The organism is Bradyrhizobium sp. USDA 3311 (assembly GCF_054062495.1).
This window is the reverse complement of record NZ_JBSSFI010000001.1, coordinates 7,840,956-7,865,613: the sequence shown is the minus strand read 5'-3', so window position 1 is coordinate 7,865,613 and position 24,658 is coordinate 7,840,956. Positions and strand designations below refer to the sequence as shown.

20 protein-coding genes are annotated in these 24,658 nt (G+C 64.8%); 12 read left to right on the top strand and 8 right to left on the bottom strand.

What is annotated here, in order from left to right; genetic code table 11:
- Window positions 1-149 precede the first annotated feature (149 nt).
- Together ACVWW6_RS37550 and ACVWW6_RS37545 are read right to left on the bottom strand one after the other, a co-directional pair.
- On the bottom strand, window positions 150-1,658 hold the full coding sequence (locus ACVWW6_RS37550) for an acetyl-CoA acetyltransferase (protein WP_456683225.1): 1,509 nt from the start codon (window positions 1,656-1,658) through the stop codon (window positions 150-152).
- Between the two features lie 166 nt (window positions 1,659-1,824).
- Window positions 1,825-2,958, bottom strand: a complete 1,134-nt coding sequence (locus ACVWW6_RS37545) for a nitronate monooxygenase (protein ID WP_456682524.1) — start codon at window positions 2,956-2,958, stop codon at window positions 1,825-1,827.
- A 268-nt stretch (window positions 2,959-3,226) separates the two neighbouring features.
- Here ACVWW6_RS37545 and ACVWW6_RS37540 point away from each other — a divergent pair, with 268 nt between their 5' ends.
- Together ACVWW6_RS37540 and yghU are read left to right on the top strand one after the other, a co-directional pair.
- The gene (locus ACVWW6_RS37540; RefSeq protein ID WP_456682523.1) at window positions 3,227-4,885 is read left to right on the top strand and encodes a flavin-containing monooxygenase; all 1,659 of its coding nucleotides are present in this window, start codon (window positions 3,227-3,229) and stop codon (window positions 4,883-4,885) included.
- 113 nt (window positions 4,886-4,998) lie between these two features.
- Window positions 4,999-5,874, top strand: a complete 876-nt coding sequence (gene yghU, locus ACVWW6_RS37535) for a glutathione-dependent disulfide-bond oxidoreductase (RefSeq protein ID WP_456682522.1) — start codon at window positions 4,999-5,001, stop codon at window positions 5,872-5,874.
- Window positions 5,875-6,049: 175 nt separating this feature from the next.
- Here the strand turns inward: yghU and ACVWW6_RS37530 are convergent, their stop codons facing one another.
- The 3 genes from ACVWW6_RS37530 to ACVWW6_RS37520 form a co-directional block, all read right to left on the bottom strand.
- Complete coding sequence (locus tag ACVWW6_RS37530; protein WP_028172378.1) at window positions 6,050-7,327, bottom strand: acyl-CoA dehydrogenase family protein; 1,278 nt, start codon at window positions 7,325-7,327, stop codon at window positions 6,050-6,052.
- Window positions 7,328-7,614: 287 nt separating this feature from the next.
- The gene (locus ACVWW6_RS37525; protein WP_028172377.1) at window positions 7,615-7,995 is read right to left on the bottom strand and encodes a VOC family protein; all 381 of its coding nucleotides are present in this window, start codon (window positions 7,993-7,995) and stop codon (window positions 7,615-7,617) included.
- Between the two features lie 131 nt (window positions 7,996-8,126).
- Entirely contained in the window at window positions 8,127-8,906 is a 780-nt protein-coding gene (locus ACVWW6_RS37520) for an SDR family NAD(P)-dependent oxidoreductase (protein ID WP_456682521.1), read from the bottom strand.
- 179 nt (window positions 8,907-9,085) lie between these two features.
- On the opposite strand from ACVWW6_RS37520, the gene ACVWW6_RS37515 reads away from it, so the two are divergent.
- The 3 genes from ACVWW6_RS37515 to ACVWW6_RS37505 are packed head-to-tail and all read left to right on the top strand — an operon-like array spanning window position 9,086 to window position 11,238.
- A complete protein-coding gene (locus ACVWW6_RS37515) occupies window positions 9,086-9,874 on the top strand; it encodes an enoyl-CoA hydratase/isomerase (RefSeq protein ID WP_011085727.1) in 789 nt (262 codons plus the stop codon).
- Entirely contained in the window at window positions 9,871-10,857 is a 987-nt protein-coding gene (locus tag ACVWW6_RS37510) for a phosphotransferase family protein (protein ID WP_304551635.1), read from the top strand. Before ACVWW6_RS37515 ends, ACVWW6_RS37510 begins: the two co-directional genes overlap by 4 nt.
- 3 nt (window positions 10,858-10,860) lie before the next feature.
- Complete coding sequence (locus tag ACVWW6_RS37505) at window positions 10,861-11,238, top strand: DUF6285 domain-containing protein (RefSeq protein ID WP_304551638.1); 378 nt, start codon at window positions 10,861-10,863, stop codon at window positions 11,236-11,238.
- Window positions 11,239-11,486: 248 nt separating this feature from the next.
- Here ACVWW6_RS37505 and ACVWW6_RS37500 read toward each other — a convergent pair whose 3' ends face one another.
- Window positions 11,487-12,266 carry an enoyl-CoA hydratase-related protein gene (locus tag ACVWW6_RS37500; RefSeq protein ID WP_304551640.1) on the bottom strand — a complete coding sequence of 260 codons (780 nt, stop codon included), beginning with the start codon at window positions 12,264-12,266 and terminating at the stop codon, window positions 11,487-11,489.
- Window positions 12,267-12,475: 209 nt separating this feature from the next.
- Here ACVWW6_RS37500 and ACVWW6_RS37495 point away from each other — a divergent pair, with 209 nt between their 5' ends.
- Window positions 12,476-13,750, top strand: coding sequence for an acyl-CoA dehydrogenase family protein (locus ACVWW6_RS37495; protein ID WP_456682520.1), 1,275 nt, complete (start codon window positions 12,476-12,478; stop codon window positions 13,748-13,750).
- A gap of 124 nt (window positions 13,751-13,874) precedes the next feature.
- On the opposite strand, the gene ACVWW6_RS37490 is transcribed toward ACVWW6_RS37495, so the two are convergent.
- Complete coding sequence (locus tag ACVWW6_RS37490) at window positions 13,875-15,452, bottom strand: fatty acid--CoA ligase (RefSeq protein WP_456682519.1); 1,578 nt, start codon at window positions 15,450-15,452, stop codon at window positions 13,875-13,877.
- Between the two features lie 214 nt (window positions 15,453-15,666).
- On the bottom strand, window positions 15,667-16,539 hold the full coding sequence (locus ACVWW6_RS37485; protein WP_161535836.1) for an SDR family oxidoreductase: 873 nt from the start codon (window positions 16,537-16,539) through the stop codon (window positions 15,667-15,669).
- 105 nt (window positions 16,540-16,644) lie between these two features.
- On the opposite strand from ACVWW6_RS37485, the gene ACVWW6_RS37480 reads away from it, so the two are divergent.
- The 6 genes from ACVWW6_RS37480 to ppc all read left to right on the top strand — a co-directional run bounded on the left by ACVWW6_RS37480 (window position 16,645) and on the right by ppc (window position 24,582).
- Entirely contained in the window at window positions 16,645-17,454 is an 810-nt protein-coding gene (locus tag ACVWW6_RS37480) for a crotonase/enoyl-CoA hydratase family protein (protein ID WP_304551643.1), read from the top strand.
- A 116-nt stretch (window positions 17,455-17,570) separates the two neighbouring features.
- Window positions 17,571-19,115 carry an acyl-CoA synthetase gene (locus ACVWW6_RS37475; RefSeq protein ID WP_304551644.1) on the top strand — a complete coding sequence of 515 codons (1,545 nt, stop codon included), beginning with the start codon at window positions 17,571-17,573 and terminating at the stop codon, window positions 19,113-19,115.
- Window positions 19,116-19,236: 121 nt separating this feature from the next.
- Window positions 19,237-20,031: an enoyl-CoA hydratase/isomerase family protein gene (locus ACVWW6_RS37470; protein WP_304551646.1), complete on the top strand. Its 795-nt coding sequence runs from the start codon at window positions 19,237-19,239 to the stop codon at window positions 20,029-20,031.
- A gap of 87 nt (window positions 20,032-20,118) precedes the next feature.
- Window positions 20,119-21,201 (top strand): rhomboid family intramembrane serine protease, encoded by a 1,083-nt coding sequence (locus ACVWW6_RS37465; protein ID WP_304551648.1) that lies wholly within the window; start codon window positions 20,119-20,121, stop codon window positions 21,199-21,201.
- A gap of 49 nt (window positions 21,202-21,250) precedes the next feature.
- Window positions 21,251-21,655: a YccF domain-containing protein gene (locus tag ACVWW6_RS37460; RefSeq protein ID WP_060911113.1), complete on the top strand. Its 405-nt coding sequence runs from the start codon at window positions 21,251-21,253 to the stop codon at window positions 21,653-21,655.
- 128 nt (window positions 21,656-21,783) lie between these two features.
- The gene (ppc, locus tag ACVWW6_RS37455) at window positions 21,784-24,582 is read left to right on the top strand and encodes a phosphoenolpyruvate carboxylase (RefSeq protein ID WP_456682518.1); all 2,799 of its coding nucleotides are present in this window, start codon (window positions 21,784-21,786) and stop codon (window positions 24,580-24,582) included.
- Window positions 24,583-24,658: the final 76 nt, after the last annotated feature.

The following is a 24,658-nucleotide window of genomic DNA, read 5'->3' as shown; positions in this document are numbered from 1 at the left end:
CTTTTCTTCACCTCGCCCCGCTTGCGGGGAGAGGTCGAATTGCGAAGCAATTCGGGTGAGAGGGACTCTCCGCGAGTCTAACTCTCACGGTGTTTGCGGACGCAGCCCCTCACCCCGACCCTCTCCCCGTAAGAACGGGGAGAGGGAGATCAGGATACCCGCCACTCCGGTACGCCATCGCCGGCCATCGCGATCTCGCCCAGCGAGCCGACCGGCGTGCGATCCATGTTGAGGAGATGCGCCAGCGTCGCGGTATCACCCGCCGGAATCCGCGCCAGCGTGCGGCGGTCATCTTCCGTGCGCAGCATCACCACACCGTGCTCGACATCCCCGCCGCGGCCGTAGAGCACCGTAAAGCTCTCGACCTTGCCCTTGCCCGAGGCTTCCGCGACGAAATTCGGCACCGCGCGCTTGTTGCGGTCGGCCTCTTCTTGCACGCTCGTCTCCTGCGCCAGCGCCGCGCGCGGCGGCGCCTTCGAAACCACCAGCGCATGATGCTTGGTGACGAAGCCGCCCTGGCCGTAGAGCAGGCCGAGCCTGGCGCCATCGCGCAGGCGCCGCACCATCGCGCAGGCCGCATGCGTCATGTAGGTGTTGAGCGGCGCGCCGAAGAAGGTGAGGCCGCCGGTCACGGTCGGCTGCACGTCGGCGGAAAGGCCCAGCGTCCGCCGCGCCATCTTGGGCACGCAGGGGAAGCAGCTATAGAGCTCGATCGCTTCGAATGCCGTGCCGTCGCCGCCGGCGAGGTCCACCGCGGCTTTCAGCACCGCATTCTGCGGATGGCTCTCGTAGAACTGGTCGCGCAGGAGATAGTCGCGCGGCTCCTCCGCCGAGGCGCCGCCGAGCGGATAGACCAGTCTGTCCTCGGCGATGCCCGCCGCGCGCGCCTTGGCAAGGCTGGTGAGCAGCAGCGCGCCGCCCATGTTGACGCTGGGGTTGGCGACCATGAGCTTGTTGTAGGGCCATGCGATGAGACGGTTGTCCGCGGTCGGCGTCGTGATCTCGTCCGGCGCATAGCGTCGCTTCAGCCAGGCGTTTGGATTTTGCGCGGCGGCCTCGGAATAGCGCGACCACAGCGTCCCTGACTCCGCCATCGCCTCGCGCGGCGTCTGGCCCCAATGAGCGGAGGAGGCCGCCTCATAGAACGGATAGACCGTGACGGGCCGGAACACGCCGAGCTTCACGGCCAGCGGCTTCTGGAACGCTGCGCCGCGCTTCGGCTCCTCGACATCATGCGCGAACGGCGTCCATGGCAGCTTTGCGCCTGCGCGCTCGGCCTTGGTCGCGGTCGACTGCGCCTCCGCACCGCAGACCGCGGCAACGCTGCATTCGCCGCGCGCGATGCGCTTTGCGGCCTCGTGGATGTAGCGGATCGGGCTCTCGCCGCCGACCGGGCCGTAATGGCAATGCGAAGGCGTGATCCCGAGTCGCTGCGCCAGCAGCTTCTCCGGGTCGCGGTAGCGCCAGCTCAGGAAGTTGACGACGTCGAGCGACTGCACCTCGCCGAGCAGCTTTGCCCCGGCATCCGCTTCGGCGCGCCGCAGCGCCTGTTCGAGCAGATCGAGCGGCTCGAGGCCAGCGGTGATCTCCTTGGGGCGGTCGACGATCTCGCCGATGCCGACGATGACGGGGATGCGGTCTTCGGGGATGTTGGTCATTTCTTCTTGCTTCACGGTTTAAGTCTCGGGCACGCCGTCGCCCTTCGAGGGCCGCTGAAGAAGCGGCCACCTCAGGGTGACGGCTACGGAGAAAGCGTCATCCTGAGGTGCGAGCCGAGCGACGCCTGCGGCGCTTGGCGAGCCTCGAAGGAGGGGCCGCGGGCAATCACTCCGCCACCAGCGCATTCATGTGCTCGACGGCCTCGGCAAACTCTTCCTTGAACTCCTGCACCACGGCGCCCGCCGACTTCACGCTGTCGATCAGGCCGACGCCCTGGCCGACGAAGTAGCTGACGAGATCGCGCGCTTTGGCGTTGCCAGCCGCCGCCGCGCGGTCGATCGAATTGAAGGCGTCGCGGCTGATGATGCTTTGCAGCGGCATCGGCAGTGCACCCGGGCTTTCCGGCGCGCGGTCCCAGGCATCGGTCCAGACCGAGCGGAGCTGCCGCGCGGGCTTTCCGGTGCGTCCCTTCGAGCGCACCGCGTCACGCGAGGACGCGGCGATCATCTTTTCGCGGAAGATTTCCGTCGTCTCGGCTTCCACGGTCGCGAGCCATACCGAGCCGGTCCAGGCGCCGGCTGCGCCCATCGCCATGCAGGCCGCCATCTGCCGTCCTGTCATGATGCCGCCGGCCGCCAGCACCGGCACGTCGCGGATCTTCTTGATTGCCTTGATCACCTCCGGCACCAGCACCATGGTCGACACCTCGCCGCAATGGCCGCCGGCCTCGGTGCCCTGGACCACGAGGATATCGACGCCGGCCGCGACCTGGCGCAGCGCGTGCTCCTTGGCGCCGACGAGAGCTGCGACCGGCACACCGTGCTTCTTGCCCATCTCGATCATCGCTTTCGGCGGCACGCCGAGTGCGTTCGCGATCAGCCTAATCGGATGATTGAACGAGACCTCGAGCAGCTGAAGCGCCGTCTTTCCGTCGAACGGCTGCGGCTGGTTGTCGGCCATTTCAGTGGTCGTCAGCTCGATGTCGTACTTCTTCAGGAGGTCGCGCGTGTAGTTGCGATGCTCTTGCGGCACGCGCGCTTCCAGGCTCTTCCAGGTGACGTCCTTCTCGCCCGCCGTCGAGATGTTCTCGGGGATCAGCACGTCGATGCCGTAGGGCTTGCCGTCGATATGGTCGTCGATCCATTTCAGCTCGTGTTCGAGCGTATCAGGCGTATGCACGGTGGCACCTAACACGCCCATGCCACCGGCGCGGCTGACGGCGGCGACGACGTCGCGGCAATGGCTGAAGGCGAGCAGCGGGAACTCGATGCCCAGCATGTCGCAGATCGGCGATTTCATGGCTCTCTCCCGGCGGCCGTCGCGTTGCTGTTATTGCTTTGCGTTGTTGTTGTCCTTGGCGAAGGCCGTGCGACGCTAACCCATCGTCGCCGGCGATGCCAAGCCGGATTTCGCCGCGCATCTTGCGTATAGGCGCCACGCCACGCGAGGAGCCATTCCGTCGCGCAAAATAAGCGGAGCGGCGGCCGTGAATGAGCCTCTTGCGCTTTGGCCGACGTGAGAGAATGCTGGCGAACAACAACAGACAACAACGAGGGAGCGCCAACTGATGTCGCCAGCGCAATCGAGTCCGGCCGAGGCCAGTGAAGCCTATGACGTGGTCGTCGTCGGCGCCGGCTTTGCCGGCATGTACATGCTGCATCGGCTGCGCGGGCTCGGCTTCTCGGCGCGCGTCTACGAGCAGGGCGGTGGTGTCGGCGGCACCTGGTACTGGAATCGTTATCCGGGCGCGCGCTGCGATGTCGAGAGCATGCAATATTCCTACTCGTTCTCGGATGAGCTCCAGCAGGAATGGGACTGGAGCGAGCGCTACGCGCCGCAGGCAGAGATCCTGAAATATGCCAACCATGTCGCGGATCGTTTTGATCTGCGCCGCGACATCCAGTTCGACACGCGCGTCGAGCGCGCTGTCTTCGATGAACAGACCAATGGCTGGTCGGTGACGATTTCCGGCGGAAAGACGGTCGAAGCGAAGTTCGTCGCGCTCGCCACCGGCTGCCTGTCGAACGCGCGCAAGCCCGACATCAAGGGTCTCGAAAACTTCAAAGGTCCCGTCTACCACACCGGCAACTGGCCGCACGAGCCCGTGGACTTCACGGGCTTGCGCGTTGGCCTTATCGGCACCGGTTCATCCGGCATCCAGTCGGCGCCCATCATTGCCGAGCAGGCAAAGCATCTCACGGTCTTCCAGCGCACCGCGAATTTCTCGATTCCCGCCCGCAATGCCGCGTTGACCGACGAGGAACGCAATGCGTTCCGGCAGAATTATCCGGAGATCCGCCGCTTCGCCCGCGAGGTCGCGCGTAACGGCATCTATGCCGAGCCGCCCGATCGCGGCGCTCTCGACGACAGCGAGGATGAGAGGTGCGCCAAATACGGGGCGCGTTGGGATCGCGGCGGGCTCACCTTCATGTACGCCTACAACAATCTCGGCCTGGATCTGGCCGCGAATAACACCGCCGCCGACTACGTGCGCGGCAAGATCACCGAGATCGTCAAGGACGCCAGCACTGCGGAATTGCTCCAGCCGAACAGCCATCCGATCGGCACCAAGCGCATCTGCATCGACACCGATTATTTCGCGACCTTCAACCGGCCGAGCGTCTCGCTGGTCGACATCAAGACCAATCCGATCGAGGAGATCACCGCGAACGCCGTCCGTGTCGCGGGGGCAGATCACGAGGTCGATGCGCTGGTGATGGCGACCGGCTTTGACGCCATGACCGGATCGGTCGCCCGGATCGACATTCGCGGTCGCGGCGGGCGGACGCTGAACCAGAAATGGGCCGAGGGCCCCAAGACCTATCTCGGCCTGATGAGCGCAGGCTTTCCCAATCTCTTCATCATCACCGGGCCCGGCAGCCCGTCGGTGCTGTCGAACATGATCGTGTCGATCGAGCAGCATGTCGACTGGATCGCCGACTGCCTCCTCCACATGCGCAAGCAGGGCCTCGCCACGATGGAGGCGGACGGAGGGGCGGAGGACAAGTGGGTCGCGCACGTCAACGAAGTTGCCCATGGCACGCTCTATCCGCAGGCCAATTCCTGGTACATGGGCGCCAACATCCCCGGCAAGCCGCGCATCTTCATGCCCTATATCGGCGGCGTCGGCGTCTACCGGCGGATCTGCGACGAGGTCGCGGGGAAAGGATATGAGGGGTTCGTGATGACACGGGCGGAGCAGCCGCGCAGGGTGGTGACGGGTTAGGCCGGATGCATGACACCGGCGTGAGGCCCGCGCCGGACGCAGAGCCGGCAGGGCTTGTCATCGGCCGCTCGCGGGCTAATTAATGCAGGCGCATCTTTCCGCCGGAGCCCCGCATGACTGACGTCCCCGCCTACGTGCCGCCCAAAGTCTGGACCTGGAACAAGGAGAATGGCGGGCAGTTCGCCACCATCAACCGCCCGATCGCCGGCCCCACCCACGACAAGGAGCTGCCGGTCGGCCGCCATCCGCTCCAGCTCTATTCGCTGGCGACCCCGAACGGGGTGAAGGTCACGGTGATGCTGGAGGAGCTTCTGGCGCTCGGCCACAAGGGCGCCGAATACGACGCCTGGCTGATCAGGATCGGCAATGGCGACCAGTTCGGCAGCGGCTTCGTCGACATCAATCCGAACTCGAAAATCCCGGCGCTGATGGACCGCTCCGGCCCCGAGCCGGTCAGGGTGTTCGAGTCCGGCTCGATTCTGTTCTATCTCGCCGAGAAGTTCGGCGCCTTCCTGCCGAAGGACATCAAGACCCGCACCGAAGCGATGTCCTGGCTGTTCTGGCAAATGGGCAGCGCGCCGTATCTCGGCGGCGGCTTCGGCCATTTCTACGCCTACGCGCCGACCAAGATCGAATACGCCATCGACCGTTTTGCGATGGAGACCAAGCGCCAGCTCGACGTGCTCGACCGGCGCCTCGCCGACAACGAATATCTCGCGGGCAGCGAGTACACCATCGCCGACATCGCGGTGTGGCCCTGGTATGGCGCGCTCGCCAAGGGGCTGGTGTACGGCGCCGGCGAATTCCTCTCGGTGCAGGACTACAAGAACGTGCAGCGCTGGACCGACGAGATCGCCAAGCGTCCGGCCGTGAAGCGCGGCCGCATGGTCAACCGCGTCTCCGGCGACCCCGCCAGCCAGCTCCACGAGCGCCACGACGCATCCGATTTCGAAACCAAGACGCAGGACAAGCTCGCGCCGGCGACGTAGGTGTCGCTGTCTTCGCCTCTCCCCGCGTGCGGGGAGCTTCGTAGGGTGGGCAAAGCGGAGCGTGCCCACCACGTCATGCGAAGAGCCGAGATGGTGGGCGCGGCGCGCGAAGAGCGCGCCTTTGCCCACCCTACGGGACTCTCCCCGCAAGTACGGAGAGAGGGACGGATAGAGTTCAGGCCATGCTCAGCTCGTGCCGGCCGACGACCATCCAGTGCACCTCGTCCGGGCCGTCGGCAAAGCGCAGGTGGCGCACGTCCTGGTACATCTCGGCGAGCGGGGTCCAGTGCGAGATGCCGGTGGCGCCGTGCATCTGGATGGCCTGGTCGATGATCTTGCAGGCGCGCTCAGGCACCATGGCCTTCACCATTGAGACCCAGACGCGGGCTTCCTTGTTGCCGAGCACGTCCATGGCCTTCGCCGCCTTCAGCACCATCAGCCGCATCGCCTCGATCTCGCAGCGCGCCTGCGCGATGATCTGCATGTTGCCGCCGAGATGGGCGATCTTCTTGCCGAAGGCTTCGCGGGTCAGGCCGCGCTGCACCATCAGATCGAGCGCCTTCTCGGCCTTGCCGATGGTGCGCATGCAGTGATGGATGCGCCCCGGGCCGAGGCGGAGCTGCGAGATCTCGAAGCCGCGGCCTTCGCCGAGCAGCATGTTCTCCTTCGGCACGCGCACATTGTTGAAGCGCATGTGCATGTGGCCGCGCGGGGCGTGGTCCTGGCCGAACACGTACATGGGCCCGAGCACCTCGACGCCGGGCGTGTCGCGCGGCACCAGGATCTGCGACTGCTGCTTGCTCGGCGCCGCATCCGGGTTGGTCTTCACCATCACGATGAGGATCTTGCAGCGGGGATCCCCTAGGCCGGAGATGTAATACTTCTCGCCGTTGATGACCCATTCGTCGCCGACGAGCTTGGCCGTCGTCGAGATGTTCTTGGCGTCGGAGGAGGCGACGTTCGGCTCGGTCATGACATAGGCCGAGCGGATCTCGCCGTTGAGCAGCGGCTTCAGCCACTTCTCCTTCTGCTCCTTGGTGCCGACGCGCTCCAGCACCTCCATGTTGCCGGTGTCGGGCGCCGAGCAGTTCATCGTCTCGGAGGCCAGCGGGCTCTTGCCGAGCTCGGAGGCGATATAGGCATAGTCGAGATTCTTCAGGCCCTGGCCGGTCTCGTCATCGGGCAGGAAGAAGTTCCAGAGGCCTTCCTTCTTGGCCTTGTTCTTGGCGACCTCGAGCACTTCGAGCTGCTTCGGCGTAAAACTCCAGCGGTCTTCCTTGCTCTCGCCAGCCTTGGCGAACTCGATCGACATCGGCTCGACGGTGTCGCGGATGAACTTCCTGACGTGATCGTAGAGCGGGCGAACCTGATCCGACATGCGGAGGTCGTTGAGCTCGTCGCCCGGATTGAGCGTGTAGTTGGTGGTGCGGGGAATGTAGGTGTGTTTTGTCATTGTTCCTCCCGGGGGCGCTGAGTTCGTGCTGAACGCGAGAATAGTCGCAGCGTGGCCAAAGTGCGAGCGCGCATTTTTCACGCGAGCCATGCCACGCGATGGAATATCGCGAGGGCGTTTGAAATGTTGTTTGAACGGAGTGAGGTGGCAGGCGCGGGCCGCACTCACGGTTGTCATCGCCCGGCTTGACCGGGCGATCCAGTACTCCGTGACGTCAGCGACTCACGGAGAAGCCGCGGCGTACTGGATTCCCCGCCTTCGCGGGGAATGACAGCGTCCTGGGGCAATCAGTTCGGCATCCGGTGCATCGCGCAGATCTTGTTGCCGTCGAGATCGCGCAAGTAGGCGAGATAAAGCTTGTTCCCCGCGCCCTCGCGGATGCCGGGCGGATTCTCGATCGGCGTTCCGCCGGCGGCGACGCCGGCCGCGTGCCACCTGTCGACCTGCTCAGGCGAGTTGGCGGCAAAGCCGATGGTGCCGCCGTTCGCGCAGGTCGCGGGCTCGCCGTTGATCGGCTTCGTCACCGAGAACACGCCGGTCTTGGTGATGTAGAAGATGCGATGGCCGTCGACCCGTGCAGGCCGCACCTCGAGCGTGCTGAGCAGCTGGTCGTAGAAAGCCTTCGCCTTGTCGAGGTCGTTGGTGCCGATCATGATGTGTGAAAACATTCGCCCTGTCCCCTCTGCGCTCACAAAACGAGAAGCCGTGGGGTGGGCAAAGCGCAGGGTGCCCACCACGACCTTCGAAAGTATTTCTGGTGGGCGCGGCGCAGGAGCGCCTTTGCCCACCCTACGAGATGTCAAAACGCGGTATAGCCGCCGTCGATCACGAACGTATCGGCCGTATGATACGACGACGCCCTGCTCATCAGATACACCGCGATGCCGCCGAAATCGCTGGCCTCGCCGAAGCGACGCTGCGGAATGCGCGGCATCACATTGGCGACGAACTTGTCGTTGGCCATGAGGCCGGCGGTCATGTCGCTCTTGATCCAGCCGGGCAGGATCGCATTCGCGGTGACGCCGTGGCGTGCCAGCTCGACGCCGAGCGCGCGCACCAGCGCGTTGATGGCAGCCTTGGTCGCGGCATAGTGCTCGTTGCGCGCGGTGCCGAAGATCGAGGCGAGGCTCGAGGTCGCGACCAGCCGGCCGAAGGGATCGCCGGCATTGGCGCGGTCGGTCATGTGTCTGGCGGCCGCCTGGAACGCGTGGAACACGCCGTCGAGATTGGTCGAAAACATCGTGCGCCATTCCTCTTCGGTGCGCTCGATGAAGGAGCGCCGGCCGCCGCCGCCGATGCCGGCATTGGCGAAGCAGCCGTCGACCCGGCCGAAGGTGTCGAGCGTGGCCTTCATCGCGGCATTGACCGAGGCCGGATCGGTGACGTCGCAGACGCGGGTATCGACCTCGCCGGCAAGTCCCGCCAGGCTCGCGGCAGCGCTTCTGTTCTTGTCAGGATTGCGGCCCCAGATCGAAACGTTGCAGCCCTGGCCGGCCAGTGCCTGCGCGATGCCGAGCCCGATGCCGCCATTGCCGCCGGTGATCACGGCGACACGGCCGGAGAGGTCGAAAAGGTTCATGGCGCGTTTCCCGTTTTTGGCAAGACTTTCTGGCATGACGCGCATCAGCCGCTGCGCGCAAGATTGCTTGCTATGCTCCGATCACCATGGACAAGACCGCGCCAAAAATCAAATATGCGCCCCGGCAAAAGTAATTCCGGTCTGCGAAACTGACGCAGGCCGCAACTGACGAGGAAACCATGCAGTTCAAACACGTCACGCTCGACTTCGATGGTTCGGTCGCGATCCTCAAGCTCGACCATCAGGAGGTGATGAACGCGGTCTCCGTGGACATGCTGGGTGGCCTTGCCGAGGCGCTCGATGCGATCGAAGAGAAGAAAGACGAGGTGCGCTGCGTCGTGTTGACCGGCGCGGGGCGGGCGTTCTGTACCGGCGCTAATCTTCAGGGCCGCAACAACCAGTCGAAGAAGACCAAGGCCGGCCTGACGCTGGAGACCGGCTTTCACCCGTTCCTGCGCCGCATCCGCAATCTGCACTGCCCGATCGTCACCGCGGTCAATGGGCCGGCGGCGGGTGCCGGCATGAGCTTCGCGCTGCTTGGCGACATGATCCTGTGTGCGCGCTCGTCCTACTTCCTGCAGGCGTTCCGCCGCATCGGCCTCGTGCCGGATTGCGGCTCGACCTGGCTGCTGCCGCGGCTCATTGGTCGGGCCCGCTCGATCGAGCTGTCGCTGATGGGCGAGCGGCTCCCGGCCGAGAAGGCGCTGGAATGGGGCCTCGTCAACCGCGTCTACGATGACGGCGTGCTGATGGAGGAGGCGATGAAGCTGGCGCGCGAGCTTGCCAGCGGCCCGACGGTGGCGTTGTCGCTGATCCGCAAGCTCTATTGGGACAGCCCGGAAAATTCTTTCGAGGATCAGCTCAACCTCGAATTCCAGTGCCAGCTCCGCGCCGGCGACACCCAGGATTTTCGCGAGGGCGTCGGCGCGTTCCTGGAGAAGCGCCCCGCGCAGTTCAAGGGCAAATGATCGAAGCGCAACTCTCCCGCAGCGTCACGCGCTGGTGCGAGGGGGCGACCGGCGTCACCGGCGCGGCCAAGCTGTCCGGCGGTGCCAGCCAGGAAACCTGGCGCTTCGACATCGTGCATCCCGACGGGCCGATCGGTGCGATCCTGCGCCGCTCACCGAAGGGTTATGGCGCGGCTCCGACGCGCGCGGCGGGGCTCGGCGCTGAAGCGCAATTGATGCAGCTCGCCTATGAAGCCGGTGTGCCGTCGCCGCGCGTGATGCATGTCCTGACGGCCGAGGACGATCTCGGCACCGGCTTCATCATGCAGCGGGTCGAGGGCGAGACCATCGCGCGCAAGATCCTGCGCGACGACGAGTTCGCGTCGGCTCGGCCGCACCTCGCGCGGCAGATCGGTGGCATTCTCGCTGGCCTGCACAGGCTGCCGCTGGACAAGCTGCCTGAGCTCCGGCGCATGACGGCAGCGAAGGAGATCGGCGAGTTCGAGCGCGACTATCGCAGCCTGAACTGGCCCAAGCCCGTGTTCGAGCTGGCGCTGCGCTGGCTGCGCGACCACGATCCCGGCCCCTCGGCCGAGGAGACGCTGGTGCATGGCGATTTCCGCAACGGCAATCTCATCATCGGTGCCGACGGCGTCCGCGCCGTGCTCGACTGGGAGCTTGCCCATCTCGGCGATCCCATGGAGGATCTTGGTTGGGTCTGCGTCAACTCTTGGCGGTTCGGCGAGATCGACAAGCCCGTCGGCGGTTTTGGCACTCGCGAGCAATTGTTCGCGGGTTACGAAGCGGCAGGCCGAAAAGTCGATCCCGCGCGCGTAAAATTCTGGGAAGTGATGGGCACGCTGCGCTGGGGCATCATGTGCGGCGGCATGATGCAGCGGTTTCGCGAGGGACCGGACCATTCCATGGAGCGCGCCATGATCGGCCGCCGCGCTTCCGAGACCGAGATCGATCTGTTGCGGCTCTTGGCGCCGCGCGGGAGTTGACACATGCAGGACGAACCGACACCGGTCGAGCTGACCAAGTCAGTCGCCGATTTCCTCCGCAGCGACATCGCACCGCTGATCTCCGGCCACCAGGCCTTCAAGCTGCGCGTCGCCATCAACATCCTCGACCTCGTCACGCGGCAGCTGACGCAGGAGGCGGGGAGCGATGCCAAAGAGGTGGAGCGGCTGCGTGCACTGCTCGGCATCGACGGCCCGGTGACAGACCTCAACCGGGTGCTGGCCGAGCGCATCGCCAGGGGCGAGCTCGACCTCGCAACGCCGGGCCTCGCCGAGCATCTGTGGGCGACCACGATGGACAAGCTCGCGGTCGATCAGCCGAATTATGCGTCGTACAAGCGTGAGCTGGGGCAAGGCGGGTAGGCGGGGCTATAGTCTCCGTCATTGCGAGGAGCCCCTGCGAGGAAGCAATCCAGAGTGTCCCCGCGGAGGCAGTCTGGATTGCTTCGCTGCGCTCGCAATGACGGCGTTGATGCAGTGGTGCGCCACACTCTCCTCGTCATTCCGGGCGTCGCGAAGCGACGAGCCCGGAATCCATTTATCCGCGGTCGCCGTGGCCCGATGGATTCCGGGCTCGCGCCTGACGGCGCGCCCCGGAATGACAGGAGGGATTACTTCCCCACCCATTTCGGCGGCCGCTTCTCCGAGAACGCCTTCGGGCCCTCGATGTAGTCCTGCGAGGCCACCATCGCCTTCACCGCCGGATATTCCCGCTGCTCCTCGATCGCCTGCTCCAGCGAGACGCCAAGCCCCTTCTGGATCGCCTGCTTTGAAGCGCGGATCGACATCGGCGAGTTCTTGGTGATCATCTCGGCCCAGCGCAGCGCGGCTGCAAGGGCCTCGCCCTGCGGCACCACCTCGTTGACGAAGCCGAGCTCAAGGCCCTCCTTGGCGCTGACATGGCGCGCGGTGAGGATCATGCCCATGGCGCGCTTCAGGCCGATCTGGCGCGGCAGCCGGTGCAGGCCGCCCGCGAGCGCGGCGAGCCCCACGCGCGGCTCGGGCAGGGCGAAGGTCGCATTCTCCGCGGCGATGATCAGGTCGCAGGCCAGCGCGATCTCGAAGCCACCGCCCATCGCAACGCCGTTGACCGCGGCGATGATCGGCTTGTCGCAGTCGAAGCGCGCGGTGAGGCCGGCAAAACCGCCCTTGTCCCAGCCGCGTTTGCCGCCGGCCGCCTGCCACTTCAGGTCGTTGCCGGCGCAGAACGCCTTGTCGCCGGCGCCGGTGACGATCGCGACCCATTGCTCGGCATCGGCCGAGAAATCGTCGAACACCTTCTGGAGCTCGAAATGCGCGTCGGTGTGCAGCGCATTGTAGACCTCGGGCCGCGACAGCGTGACGATCGTGATCGGTCCCTTGCGTTCCACCTTGGAAAATTTCAGCTCCATCGCTCGCTCCCGCTTTTCTCCTGAAGGAATATTGCCGTCATACTAGCGCGCGCAAGCGCCGGGGCACCATCGAATTGCGCAATGCGCCTTGCGCAGCCGGCACGCGTCGGCTTGCTTGACTTGCGCGCGCTCTTCTCACCTTAATCGTGCGAAGCAAAAGCGCGGTTAGCGCCTTAACGCAAAACGAAAAAATCATCCGGGAGAGAGCCGTGGATTTCTCATTGCCAACAGATCTCGTCGCCTATCTCGGAGAGCTCGACCGTTTCATCGAACGCGAGATCAAGCCGCTGGAAGCGGCCGACGACAACATCCGCTTCTTCGATCATCGCCGCGAATGGGCGCGCACTGATTTCGAGAGTGGCGGCCTGCCGCGCCACGAATGGGAGGCGCTGCTGCGCAAGGCCAAGGATCTCGCGGACGCCGCCGGTCACCTCCGCTTTCCGGTGCCGAAGCAGTATGGCGGCAAGGACGGCTCCAACCTCTGGATGGCGGTGATCCGCGAGCATTTTGCCGCCAAAGGTCTCGGCCTGCACAACGACCTTCAAAACGAGCATTCCATCGTCGGCAATTTCCCTGTCGTCACCATGCTCGACCGTTACGGTCGCGACGACCAGAGGGCGATGATCGACGGCTCGATCAAGGGCAAGTACCGCATCACCTTTGGCCTCACCGAGCCGCATCATGGCTCGGACGCCACGCACATGGAGACACGTGCGGTGCCGGCGACCCGCGACAACATCAAGGGCTGGATCATCAACGGCGAGAAGATGTGGACGACGGGCATGCACGTCGCCACGCATTGCGCGCTGTTCGCACGCACCTCGGGCAATGACGGCGATGCGCGCGGCATCACCTGCTTCCTGGTGCCGGCCAAGAGCCACGGCGTCAAGGTCGAGGAGTACATGTGGACCTTCAACATGCCGACCGATCATCCCCGCGTCAGCTTCACCGACGTGTTCGTGCCCGAGGATGCGCTGTTCGGCGAGGTCGGCCGCGGCCTGTCGCTGGCGCAGTGCTTCGTGCACCAGAACCGCATCCGTCAGGCGGCGAGCTCGCTGGGCGCCGCCGTCTATTGCATCAATGAAAGCGTCAAATATGCGCGCGAGCGAAAACCATTCGGCAAGGCGCTCGCCGAGAACCAGGCGATCCAGTTCCCGCTGGTCGAGCTCGCGACGCAAGCCGAGATGCTGCGCCTTCTGATCCGCAAGACCGCCTGGGAGATGGATAAGCTCACCGAGGAGCAGATCGAGCGCACGCTCTCCGACCGCGTCTCGATGTGCAACTACTGGGCAAACCGCCTCTGCTGCGAATCCGCCGACCGCGCCATGCAGGTCCACGGCGGCATGGGCTATTCACGCCACAAGCCGTTCGAGCATATCTATCGGCACCATCGCCGTTACCGGATCACGGAAGGCAGCGAGGAGATCCAGATGCGCAAGGTGGCCGGGTTCCTGTTCGGATATATGGGACCGGGGAAGCATTAGCTCTCGTTGCTAAGTGTCCCTGTCGTAGGGTGGGCAAAGCGAAGCGTGCCCACCACTGCTAATGCTACCGTGGAGGAATGGTGGGCACGCTTCGCGCCTTTGCCCACCCTACGCAACTTCGCGATCAATTCACCCGCCGGTCCTTCCCCGCCCAATACGGCTCGCGCAGTTGCCGTCGCAAAATCTTGCCTGATGGATTCCTCGGCAGCGCCGGCAGAAACTCCACGCTCTTCGGCGTCTTGAACCCTGCGATGCGCTCGCGGGTGAAGTTGATGATGTCGGTGGCGGTCGCCTGCTTGCCGGGCTTCATCACCACCACCGCCTTCACCGCTTCGCCCCATTTATCGTCGGGCACGCCGATCACGGCGGCCTCGGCGACATCTGGATGATCGCACAGCGCGCTTTCGACCTCGGCGGGATAGATGTTCTCGCCGCCGGAGATGATCATGTCCTTGATGCGGTCGTGGATGTAGAGATAGCCGTCCTCGTCCATGTAGCCGGCATCGCCGGTGCGCAGCCAGCCGTCGCCGCGCAGCGTCGACGCGGTCGCCTCCGGCAAATTCCAGTAGCCCGCCATGTTGGAGCCCGAGCGCGTCGCGATCTCGCCAACCTGGCGCGGCGGCAGCGGCTTGCCGTCCGCATCCAGAATGGCGATCTCGACACCGGGGAGCGCCTTGCCGGCCGAGCGCATCCGCTCCAGCCCCTCGACGTGATCCTCCGGCGGCAGCGCGACGATGGTGCCTGTCGTCTCGGTCATGCCGTACATCTGCACGAAGCCGCATTTGAAGACCTCGATGCACTCCTTCAGCAGCGCTGCCGGAATCGGCGAGGCGCCGTACAGCATGTATTTCAGCCTGGAGAAATCGACCATCTTCGCGCGCGGCTGCCGCACCACGAACTGCATCGCTGCCGGCACCATGAAGAGCTTCGTGATGCCCGACTGCTCGAAGAAATCCAGCACCTTGGTCGGATCGAACTCGCGTGCGATCACGCCGCGGGCGCCGTGATAGAGACCCATCACGCCCCAGCCCGAGCCGCCGATGTGGAAGATCGGCATCGCGACCAGCGACACGTCGTCGGTCGACCACCGGTTCCACTCCGGCTTGTCTGCGGCGTTGCCTGTCTGCACCAGGTTGAGGAAGTTCGCGTGGCTCAGCATCGCGCCCTTCGGCTTGCCCGTGGTGCCGGAGGTGTAGAGCTGGATCGCGATGTCTTTCGTATCGATCGGTACCTTCGGATCGTCGCCGCTCTGCGCATCGCGCCAGGCCGTAAAATCCTGCCATTCAGGGGCGCCGCCCTCGGTCGTGATGATCGTGCGCACGCCCGGAATCTGATCCCTGATCTGACGGACCAGTGTGATGAACTCGGGCCCGACGAACAGCACCGGCGCCCTGCAATCCGCGACGATGAAGGCGACCTCGGGCGCGGCAAGCCGCCAGTTCACCGGCGCCATCACCACGCCGGCCTTCATCGCGCCCATCAGCAGCTCGAAATAGAAGTCGCTGTTCTTGCCGAGATAGGCGATGCGCTCGCCCTTCTTCACGCCCATCGCCAGAAGCGCGTTGGCGACCTTGTTGGTCTTGATGTCGAACGCGACGAAGCTGGTGACGCGGCCCTCGAACTCGTAGGCGGTGGCATTGCCGCGACTCGTCGCGCGCTCGCGCACCATGTCGGCGAGATTCGCCAATGGCTGTGTGGACATGTTCCTCCCGTGATATCTTGTTCTTATGCCGCCGAGTGTGGCGTCATCCGCGAGTGAAGACAAGATGGGGGAGCCCCGCCGTCGTCCTGGCGAAAGCCAGGACCCATAGCCGTAAAACGCAATTTGGCGAAGACCGGTCATGACCAATCTTCGCCAAACGATATTCGGTGGTAGTGGGTCCTGGCTTTCGCCAGGACGACTACGGAGAGAGCGACTACCCCCGCTTCGCCCGATCCTTCTCGTTCTGGGCCATGATGCTCTCGCGCGCGGTCTTCCAGTCGTCGTCGCTCCAGTCGCGGAGCTGGTAGAAATTGCCGCCCATCGCGAGCGCCTGGGCGCCGTCCATAGCGATGGTCTCGCCGGAGATCCAGTCGCAACCGCCGGAGATCAGGAACACGGCGACGTTCTGCAACTCCTCCATGGTGCCGACACGGCCCATCGGGTTCATCGCCTTGGTGCGCGCGCCGGCCTCGTCGCCCGGCTTGATGCGCTTGCTCATGCCTTCGGTCGGGATCTCGCCGGGCGCGATCGTGTTGAGGCGGATGCCGTATCGGCCCCATTCGGTCGCAAGCGACATCGTCATGGCGTGGATCGCCGACTTGCTCATCGCCGACGGCACCACATAGGGCGAGCCGTTGCGCACCCAGGTCGTGGTGATCGAGACGACGTTGCCGGGCTGCTTCAAGGCGATCCAGCGCTTGCCGACCGCATGCGTCACGTAGAACGTGCCGTGCATGACGATGTTGGCGACGGCGTCGAAGCCGCGCGGCGACAGCTCTTCGGTGCGCGAGATGAAATTGCCGGCGGCGTTGTTGATGAGATCGGTGAGGGGCGCTTCGCGAAAGATGTTTTCGATCATCTCCTCGACCGCGAGCGCGTTGCGGATGTCGACGCCGTGGCTGGTGACGCGTCCGCCATAAAGATCCATCAATTCGGTCGCGGTCTCGTCGCACACGATCTTGCGTCGGCCGCAGATGTGCACTTCGGCTCCAAGCTGGAGGAAGCGCGCCGCCATCGACTTGCCGAGCCCGGTGCCGCCGCCGGTCACGAGGATGCGCCGGCCGGCCAGAAGATTTTCCTTGAACATGGGTGTTTCCCCCGTAGGGATTGTCGGTTAATTGATCGATTGACTAAATCCGGCCGCCGGCTTCCTGTAAAGCGGCACTGAACAAGAACAGGGGAGAATTCATCCATGGAAGAGCGCGTCTCGATCTCGATCTCGGAAGGCGTCGCCGACGTGCGCCTGGTGCGCGCGGACAAGATGAACGCGCTCGATCAGGCCATGTTCGAGGCGCTGGTTGCCGCCACCGAACGGCTTTCGAAGGAAAAAGGCGTGCGCGTCGTCGTGCTCTCCGGCGAGGGCCGCGCTTTCTGCGCCGGTCTCGACATGGGGCGTTTTGCCGCCATGAAGGAAAAGGGCGGCAACGGAATTCCGGGTGGCGAAAATCGCGATCTCACCAAGCGCACGCATGGCCAGGCGAACTTTCCGCAACAGGCGGTATGGGGATGGCGCCAGCTTCCTGTTCCCGTAATCGCGGCCGTGCACGGCGTTGCCTTCGGTGGCGGCCTCCAGCTCTCGCTCGGCGCCGACATGCGCTTCCTCTCCCCCGATGCGCGGATGTCGGTGATGGAGATCAAATGGGGCCTCGTGCCTGATATGGCGGGCACGCCGATCCTGGCCAGTCTCGTGCGCGACGACATCCTGCGCGATCTCACTTACACCGGGCGCATCTTCTCCGCGCAGGAGGCGCTGACTTATGGCCTCGCCACGCGCATCTGCGACGACCCGCGCGCCGCAGCCCTCGACGTCGCGCGCGAGATCGCCGGCAAGAGCCCCGATGCGATCCGCGCCGCCAAGCGCCTGCTCAACAATCTCTCAGTCGATCCGGGCCCGGCGCTGCTCGCGGAGTCGGTCGAGCAGCAGAAGCTGATCGGTAGTGCGAACCAGACCGAGGCGGTGCGCGCCAATCTGGAGAAGCGTGCGCCGAAGTTTGCGGATTAGTTCTCTGTCGTTCCGGGATGGTCCGAAGGACCAGACCCGGAACCTCGAGATTCCGGGTTCGATGCTGCGCATCGCCCCGGAATGACGGCCACTAACCACAACAAAGAAAAACAACAATGAGCGAAACGTCAAAGTTCCTCGGCATCGTCTCCGGCGACCGCCGCCGTTCCCACGCCGACGTCGCCAATCGCGCCGACCGCATCGCGAACGGCCTCAGCAAGCTCGGCGTCCGCCCGGGCGATTGCGTCTGCATGCTGATGCGCAACGACATCGCCTTCATTGAAGCCGCCTACGCCGCGATGCGGCTGGGTGCCTATGGCGTGCCGATCAACTGGCACTTCAAGCCGGAGGAGATCAACTACATCCTCAACGACACCGACACATCCGTCCTGATCGGGCATGCCGACATGCTGCACGCCCTGCGCGACGCAATCCCGAAAGGCGTCACCGTGCTCAGCGTGCCGACGCCGCCGGAGTTCCTGTCCAGTTACAAGATCGATCCGGATCATCTGGCGACGCCGGCTTTCGCGATCGATTTCGAATCCTGGCTCGCGCAGCATCAGCCTTATGATGGCCCAATCGTGCCGCAGCCGATGAGCATGATCTATACGTCAGGCACGACCGGCCATCCCAAGGGCGTGCGGCGCAATGCGCCGACGCCGGAGCAGCAGGCCGCCGGCGAGCGCATGCGCGCGATGATCTATGGTCTGAAGCCCGGCGCCCGCGCGATCCTGCCGGGCCCGCTCTATCATTCCGCGCCGAACTCGTTCGGCATCCGCGCGGGAAAACTCGGCGGCGCGCTGGTGCTGATGCCGCGCTTCGAGGCGGAAGAGTTTTTGGAGTTGATCGAACGCTACAGGATCGACACCGTCTTCATGGTGCCGACCATGTTCATCCGACTGATGAAGCTGCCGGAACAGGTGCGCAAGAAGTACGACGTTTCCTCGCTGCGCCATATCATCCACGCGGCAGCGCCTTGCCCGGCCGACGTCAAGCGCGCCATGATCGACTGGTGGGGGCCGGTGATCTACGAATTCTACGGCTCGACCGAATCCAGCGCCGTCACCTTTGCGACCTCCGAGGACGCGCTCAAGAAGCCCGGCACCGTCGGCAAGATTTCTCCTGGCGCCGAGCTGCGCTTCATCGGCGATGACGGCCGCGTGCTCGGCGTGGGCGAGATCGGCGAGATCTATTCCCGCATGGCGGAGATGGCCGACTTCACCTATCACAACAAGCCGGAGAAGCGCGCCGAGATCGACCGCGACGGCTTCATCACCTCCGGCGACGTCGGCTACATCGACGAAGACGGCTACGTCTTCATCTGCGATCGCAAGCGCGACATGGTGATCTCGGGCGGCGTCAACATCTATCCGGCCGAGATCGAGTCCGTGCTGCACGCCTTGCCCGGCGTGCATGATTGCGCGGTGTTCGGTATCCCCGACGCCGAATTCGGCGAGGCATTGATGGCGGTGGTCGAGCCGCAAGCCGGCATCACGCTCGATGCCGCGGATGTCCGCGCGCGGCTGAAGACCTCGCTCGCCGACTACAAGGTGCCCAAGCACATCGAGATCCGCTCGGGGCTGCCGCGCGAAGACTCCGGCAAGATATTCAAGCGCCGCCTGCGCGATCCCTATTGGGAGCAGGCGGGGCGGAAGATCTGAAGAATGCGTAGGGTGGGCAAAGCGAAGCGTGCCCACCATGACGATCGAGGTGCTGATGGTGGGCACGGCGCAAGCGCGCCTTTGCCCACCCTACGAGGGAAACGACAGGGAAACATTCGTCATGAGTGACGCCACCAAAGAAGTCCTCTACACAGTCGCCGATCACATCGCGACCATCACGCTGAATGCGCCGGAGCGCATGAACACGATCTCCGGGCCGATGCTGAACGATCTGGCGCGGCTCTTGACCGAGGCCAATGAGGACAAGAACGTCCGCGTCGTGATCCTCACCGGCAAGGGGCGGGCATTCTGCGCGGGCCTCGACCTGCGCAAGGAGCGCGACGGCAATGGCCTTAGCGCCGCGTCCTCGCCGACCACGATCAACCTGCGCAACACGCCGCCGACGGTCTTGCAAGCGATGGACAAGCCGACCATCTGTGCCGTCAACGGCGGCGCCGCCGGCTACGGCATGGACACCGCGCTCGGCTGCGACATCCGCATCATGGCGGAATCCGCAAAACTCGCCGCAGCCTTCGTCAAGCGCGGCGTGGTGCCGGAATCCGGCGGCACCTGGCTGCTGCCACGGATGCTCGGTTGGGCCAAGGCCTCCGAGCTGATTTTCACCGGCCGCACGCTGAGCGCACGCGAGTGCCTGGACTGGGGCCTTGCCAACGAGGTCGTGCCGGACGCCGACTTGATGAGCCGCGCCACTGCGATTGCCCGCGAAATCGCCGCCAACGCGCCGCTCGCGGTGCAAGCCTCCAAGCGCATGATGCGGATGGGCCTCAACGAGACCTTCTCCGACCACGTCCACCACGTCTATCTCCAACTCCTGCCATTGTTCAAAACCCAGGACATGGCCGAGGGCATGAAGGCCTTCATGGAGAAGCGCGAGCCGAAGTTCGAGGGGCGGTAGGCCAGGTCGGCTGGCACACGCAAGAGTGGCAATTATGGATCGGCTCGGCTAGATTGGCGGTCCCGCTCCAGCCGCTTGCGATCACCTATGCCCTCATTCCGCGCCAGCTTCTTCGAAGTCCCTCATGCGGCCGTCTACGCGCTGATGACGGTGACGGTCCTCACGTCGGGGTTTTGCTTCATCCAGGCGGGCGGTCCGTCGGCGCCGGCGGAGTTGCTGTATCGCTACGGGGGCATGTACACGACCGCAATCGCGCGGCATGAGTATTGGCGACTGCTCGCCTATGGCTTCCTGCACGTCAATTTCGTCCACCTCACGATGAACATGTTGTGTCTGGTGCTGTGGGGCGGGCATCTCGAGCGGCGCGTGGGACCGGCCTATTTCCTCATCATCTATCTCTGCGCGATGGTGTTCGGCGCCGTCATCGGCAATGGCATTCATTCCACGCCCTATTTGACGGCCGGCGCGTCCGGCGCCACGTCGGGCATTCTGGGCGCGCTGCTTTGCCTGTGGATTCTTGGCAAGCTCGATGTCGGGTTCGATTTCTTCGCGATCAACATCGGATTGAACATCGCGTTTGCGTTCGGCAATTCACGGATTGACTGGGGTGTCCATCTAGGTGGTTTTGCCGCTGGCTTGATCGCCTGCGCATTGCTGGACCTCATCGAGAAGGCGAATATCCATGTGCTTCGGTGCAAGTTTCCGGAAGCGGTAAAGGTCAATCTCACCCTGCTTGCCTGTGTCACTGCGCTGTGGGCCTGGAGCGGCCAAGCTCAGGCGATCGCCGGGGGCGCCGGATGGGGCGCGGCCCTCGTCGTCGTGGCCGCATGTTGTGCCGTCGTGAAGATGGTTGATCTCATCCTCTCCATGAAGAAAGGCCTCGCGATCGTCGTGACGGTTCTGGCCGGAGCGAACGCTGCGGCCGTGATGCTTTCCGGTGGGGCTTTGGCATCTACCTGCAGCCCACGCTGGCCAACTGGCTCCGTTCCGCTCGACAATCTTCTCGTCATATTCTGCCCCAATCCTGTTCTCATTTCGGTGCTGGCCGCGATTGGCGCCGCTTCGGTGACGCTTTGGCTCTGTTCGAAGGAGATTTCGCGCGGGATCGAGGATGTTGGATTCGTCGGCACGTCGTTGCGTGCCGAACGCGGCCGGCGTCGTGGACTATGACCGCGGAAGGCGTGCTATAAAGAGGGATCACCGACCTCCGGATAATCCCATGGCCCCTGTTTCCATCCTGCTCAACCTGCTCTGGATCCTCATCGGCGGCGCCTGGATGGCGTTCGGCTGGCTGGTCGCCGCCATCATCATGGCCATCACCATCATTGGCCTGCCCTGGGCGCGGGCGGCGTTCAACATCGCGGTCTACACGCTGCTGCCGTTCGGCTCGAAAGCGGTCAGCCGCTACGAGGTCACGGGTGTCGAGGATATCGGCACCGGCCCGCTCGGCGTGATCGGCAATATCATCTGGTTCGTGCTGGCCGGCTGGTGGCTGGCGCTCGGCCATCTCGTGACCGCTCTGGTCCTGGCGATCACCATCATCGGCATCCCCTTCGCCTGGGCCCATCTGAAGCTCGCCGGCATCGCGCTCTGGCCGATCGGCAAGGTGATCGTGCCGGCTTAGCGGCAGTCCCGGTCCCAAGTAACACCCCAAGTGTGCGCCGCCCCCAACTTCACCTTGCGCTGCGGCAAAAAACTTGCACACTCGGCTGAGCCGGGCAGTCAAGCGAGCTCGAACCAGGGGAGCGAGCCATGTCCCTCCAGACATTACCATCCGACGCCGCAGATTCTCGCCCCAATCGCCCGGAGGACGTCCAGGCGCTGGAGGCGGATGCCCGCATGCGGGACGACATTCGCCTGCTCGGACGCATCCTGGGCGACACGGTGCGCGACCAGGAGGGCGCCGACTTGTTCGACCTGGTCGAGCGCATCCGCCAGACCTCGATCCGGTTCCACCGCGACGAGGACCGGCTCGCCCGCCGCGAGCTCGAGCAGATCCTCGACAGCATGTCGACCTCCGAGACGGTGCGGATCGTCCGCGCCTTCAGCTATTTCTCCCACCTCGCCAACATCGCCGAGGACCAGAACAACATCCGCCAGATGCGCGCCCGCACCGCAGCCAAGAACGGCGGCTCCGGCGTGCTGGCGGACACGCTGGCGCATGCCAAGGCCGCGGGCATCGGCCCTGACGCCTTGCGCAACTTCTTCAAGACCGCGCTCGTCAGCCCGGTGCTGACCGCGCACCCGACCGAGGTCCGCCGCAAGAGCACCATGGACCGCGAGATGGAGGTCGCTAGCCTGCTCGACCGCCGCGAGCGGGTCGCGCTGACCGAGGACGAGGCCGCCGCCAGCGACGAGCAGCTCCGCCGCGAAGTGCTGACGCTGTGGCAGACCAATCTGCTTCGCCGGACCAAGCTCACCGTGCTCGACGAGGTCGCCAACGGCCTGTCCTTCTACGACTACACGTTCCTGCGCGAGGTGCCGCGGCTGGTCAACGTGCTGGAAGACCGGCTGGAGGAGGACGGCGAGCAGGCGGCCGGCGAGCTCGCCTCGTTCCTGCGCATGGGCAGCTGGATCGGCGGCGACCGCGACGGCAATCCCTTCGTTACCGCCGACGTCATGCGCGGCACGCTGCGGCTGCAGTCGAGCCGGGTGATGCAGTTCTACCTGAACGAGCTGCACGTGCTCGGCTCCGAGCTGTCGATCGCGGCCCATCTCGCCGACGTCTCCGAGGAGCTGCGCACGCTGGCGGAGCGCTCGCCCGATACGTCGCCGCATCGGAGCGGCGAGCCGTATCGCCTCGCGGTCTCCGGCATCTATGCGCGCCTGACGGCGACGGCTGAAGCGCTCGAGGTCGAGATCACGCGCCGGCCGGTCGGCAAGGGCAGGCCTTACGAGAGCGTCAAGGAGTTGCAGGCCGATCTCGACGTGCTGCACCGTTCGCTGATCTCCAACAATGCCCGCGTCATCGCCCGCGGCCGGCTGCGGCTGTTGCGGCGTGCGGTGGACTGTTTCGGCTTCCATCTGGCGCGGCTCGACATCCGCCAGAACTCGGCGGTGCACGAGCGGACCATCGCCGAGCTGATGGACGCCGCCAACCCCGGCATGTCCTATCTCGCGCTCGGCGAGGACGCGCGCATCTCGCTGCTCACCAACGAACTCCGCAGCACGCGCGCGCTGGTGTCCCCGTTCGTCAAGTACAGCGACGAGACCATGGGCGAGCTCAACGTTTTCCACGCCGCCGCGGAGGCGCATGCGAAGTTCGGCTCGGACGCGATCCCCCAATGCATCATCTCGATGTGCAAGGGCATGTCGGACATGCTCGAGGTCGCTGTGCTGCTCAAGGAGGTGGGCCTCGTCCATCCCTCCGGGCGCAGCGCGATCAACATCGTGCCACTGTTCGAGACCATCGAGGATCTGCAGGCCTCCAGCGCCATCATGGACCGCATGCTGTCGCTGCACGATTATCGCCGCCTGGTCGACAGCCGCGGCAGCGTGCAGGAGGTCATGCTCGGCTATTCCGACAGCAACAAGGATGGCGGCTTCGTCACCTCGGGCTGGGAGCTCTACAAGGCCGAGATCAATCTCGTCGACGTGTTCGAGCGGCATCACGTGCGCCTGCGCCTGTTCCACGGCCGCGGCGGCTCGGTCGGCCGCGGCGGCGGGCCGAGCTACGACGCGATCATCGCGCAGCCCGGCGGCGCGGTGAACGGCCAGATCCGCATCACCGAGCAGGGCGAGATCATCTCGTCGAAATATTCCAACGCCGAAGTCGGCCGCAACAATCTGGAGATCCTGGCCGCCGCGACGCTGGAGGCGAGCCTGCTGCATCCGCGCCAGAGCGCGCCGCGCCGCGAATACCTCACTGCAATGGACGAACTCTCAAGTCTCGCCTTCAAGGCCTATCGCGGCCTCGTCTACGAGACCGACGGTTTCGTCGATTACTTCTGGGCCTCGACCGTCATCAACGAGATCGCGACGCTCAACATCGGCAGCCGCCCGGCCTCGCGCAAGAAGACCCGCGCGATCGAAGACCTTCGCGCCATTCCCTGGGTGTTCTCCTGGGCGCAATGCCGCCTGATGCTGCCGGGCTGGTACGGCTTTGGCACCGCGGTCGAGCAATGGATCGCCGAGCATCCGCAACAGGGCATGCCGTTCCTCAAAGAGCTCTACAAGGAATGGCCGTTCTTCCGCATGCTCTTGTCGAACATGGACATGGTGCTGGCGAAAAGCTCGATCGCGATCGCCTCGCGTTATGCCGAGCTCGTACCGGATGAGGCGTTGCGCGAAAAAATCTTCGGCCGCATCCGCCGCGAATGGCATTCCTGCATCGAGACGCTGCTCGACATCATGGGCCAGGACCGGCTGCTGCAAGGCAACCCGCTGCTCGAACGCTCCGTGCGCCACCGCTTCCCCTATCTCGACCCGCTCAACCACGTGCAGGTCGAGCTGCTGAGGGAGCACCGCGCGCAGAACCCGGACGAACAGGTGCTGCGCGGGATTCAGCTCACCATCAACGGTATCTCTGCGGGGCTGAGGAATACGGGCTAACCTCAGCCGTCGTTCCGGGGCGCCCGAAGGGCGAACCCGGAACCTCGAGATTTCGGCTCTGCGAGCCGCCCCGGAA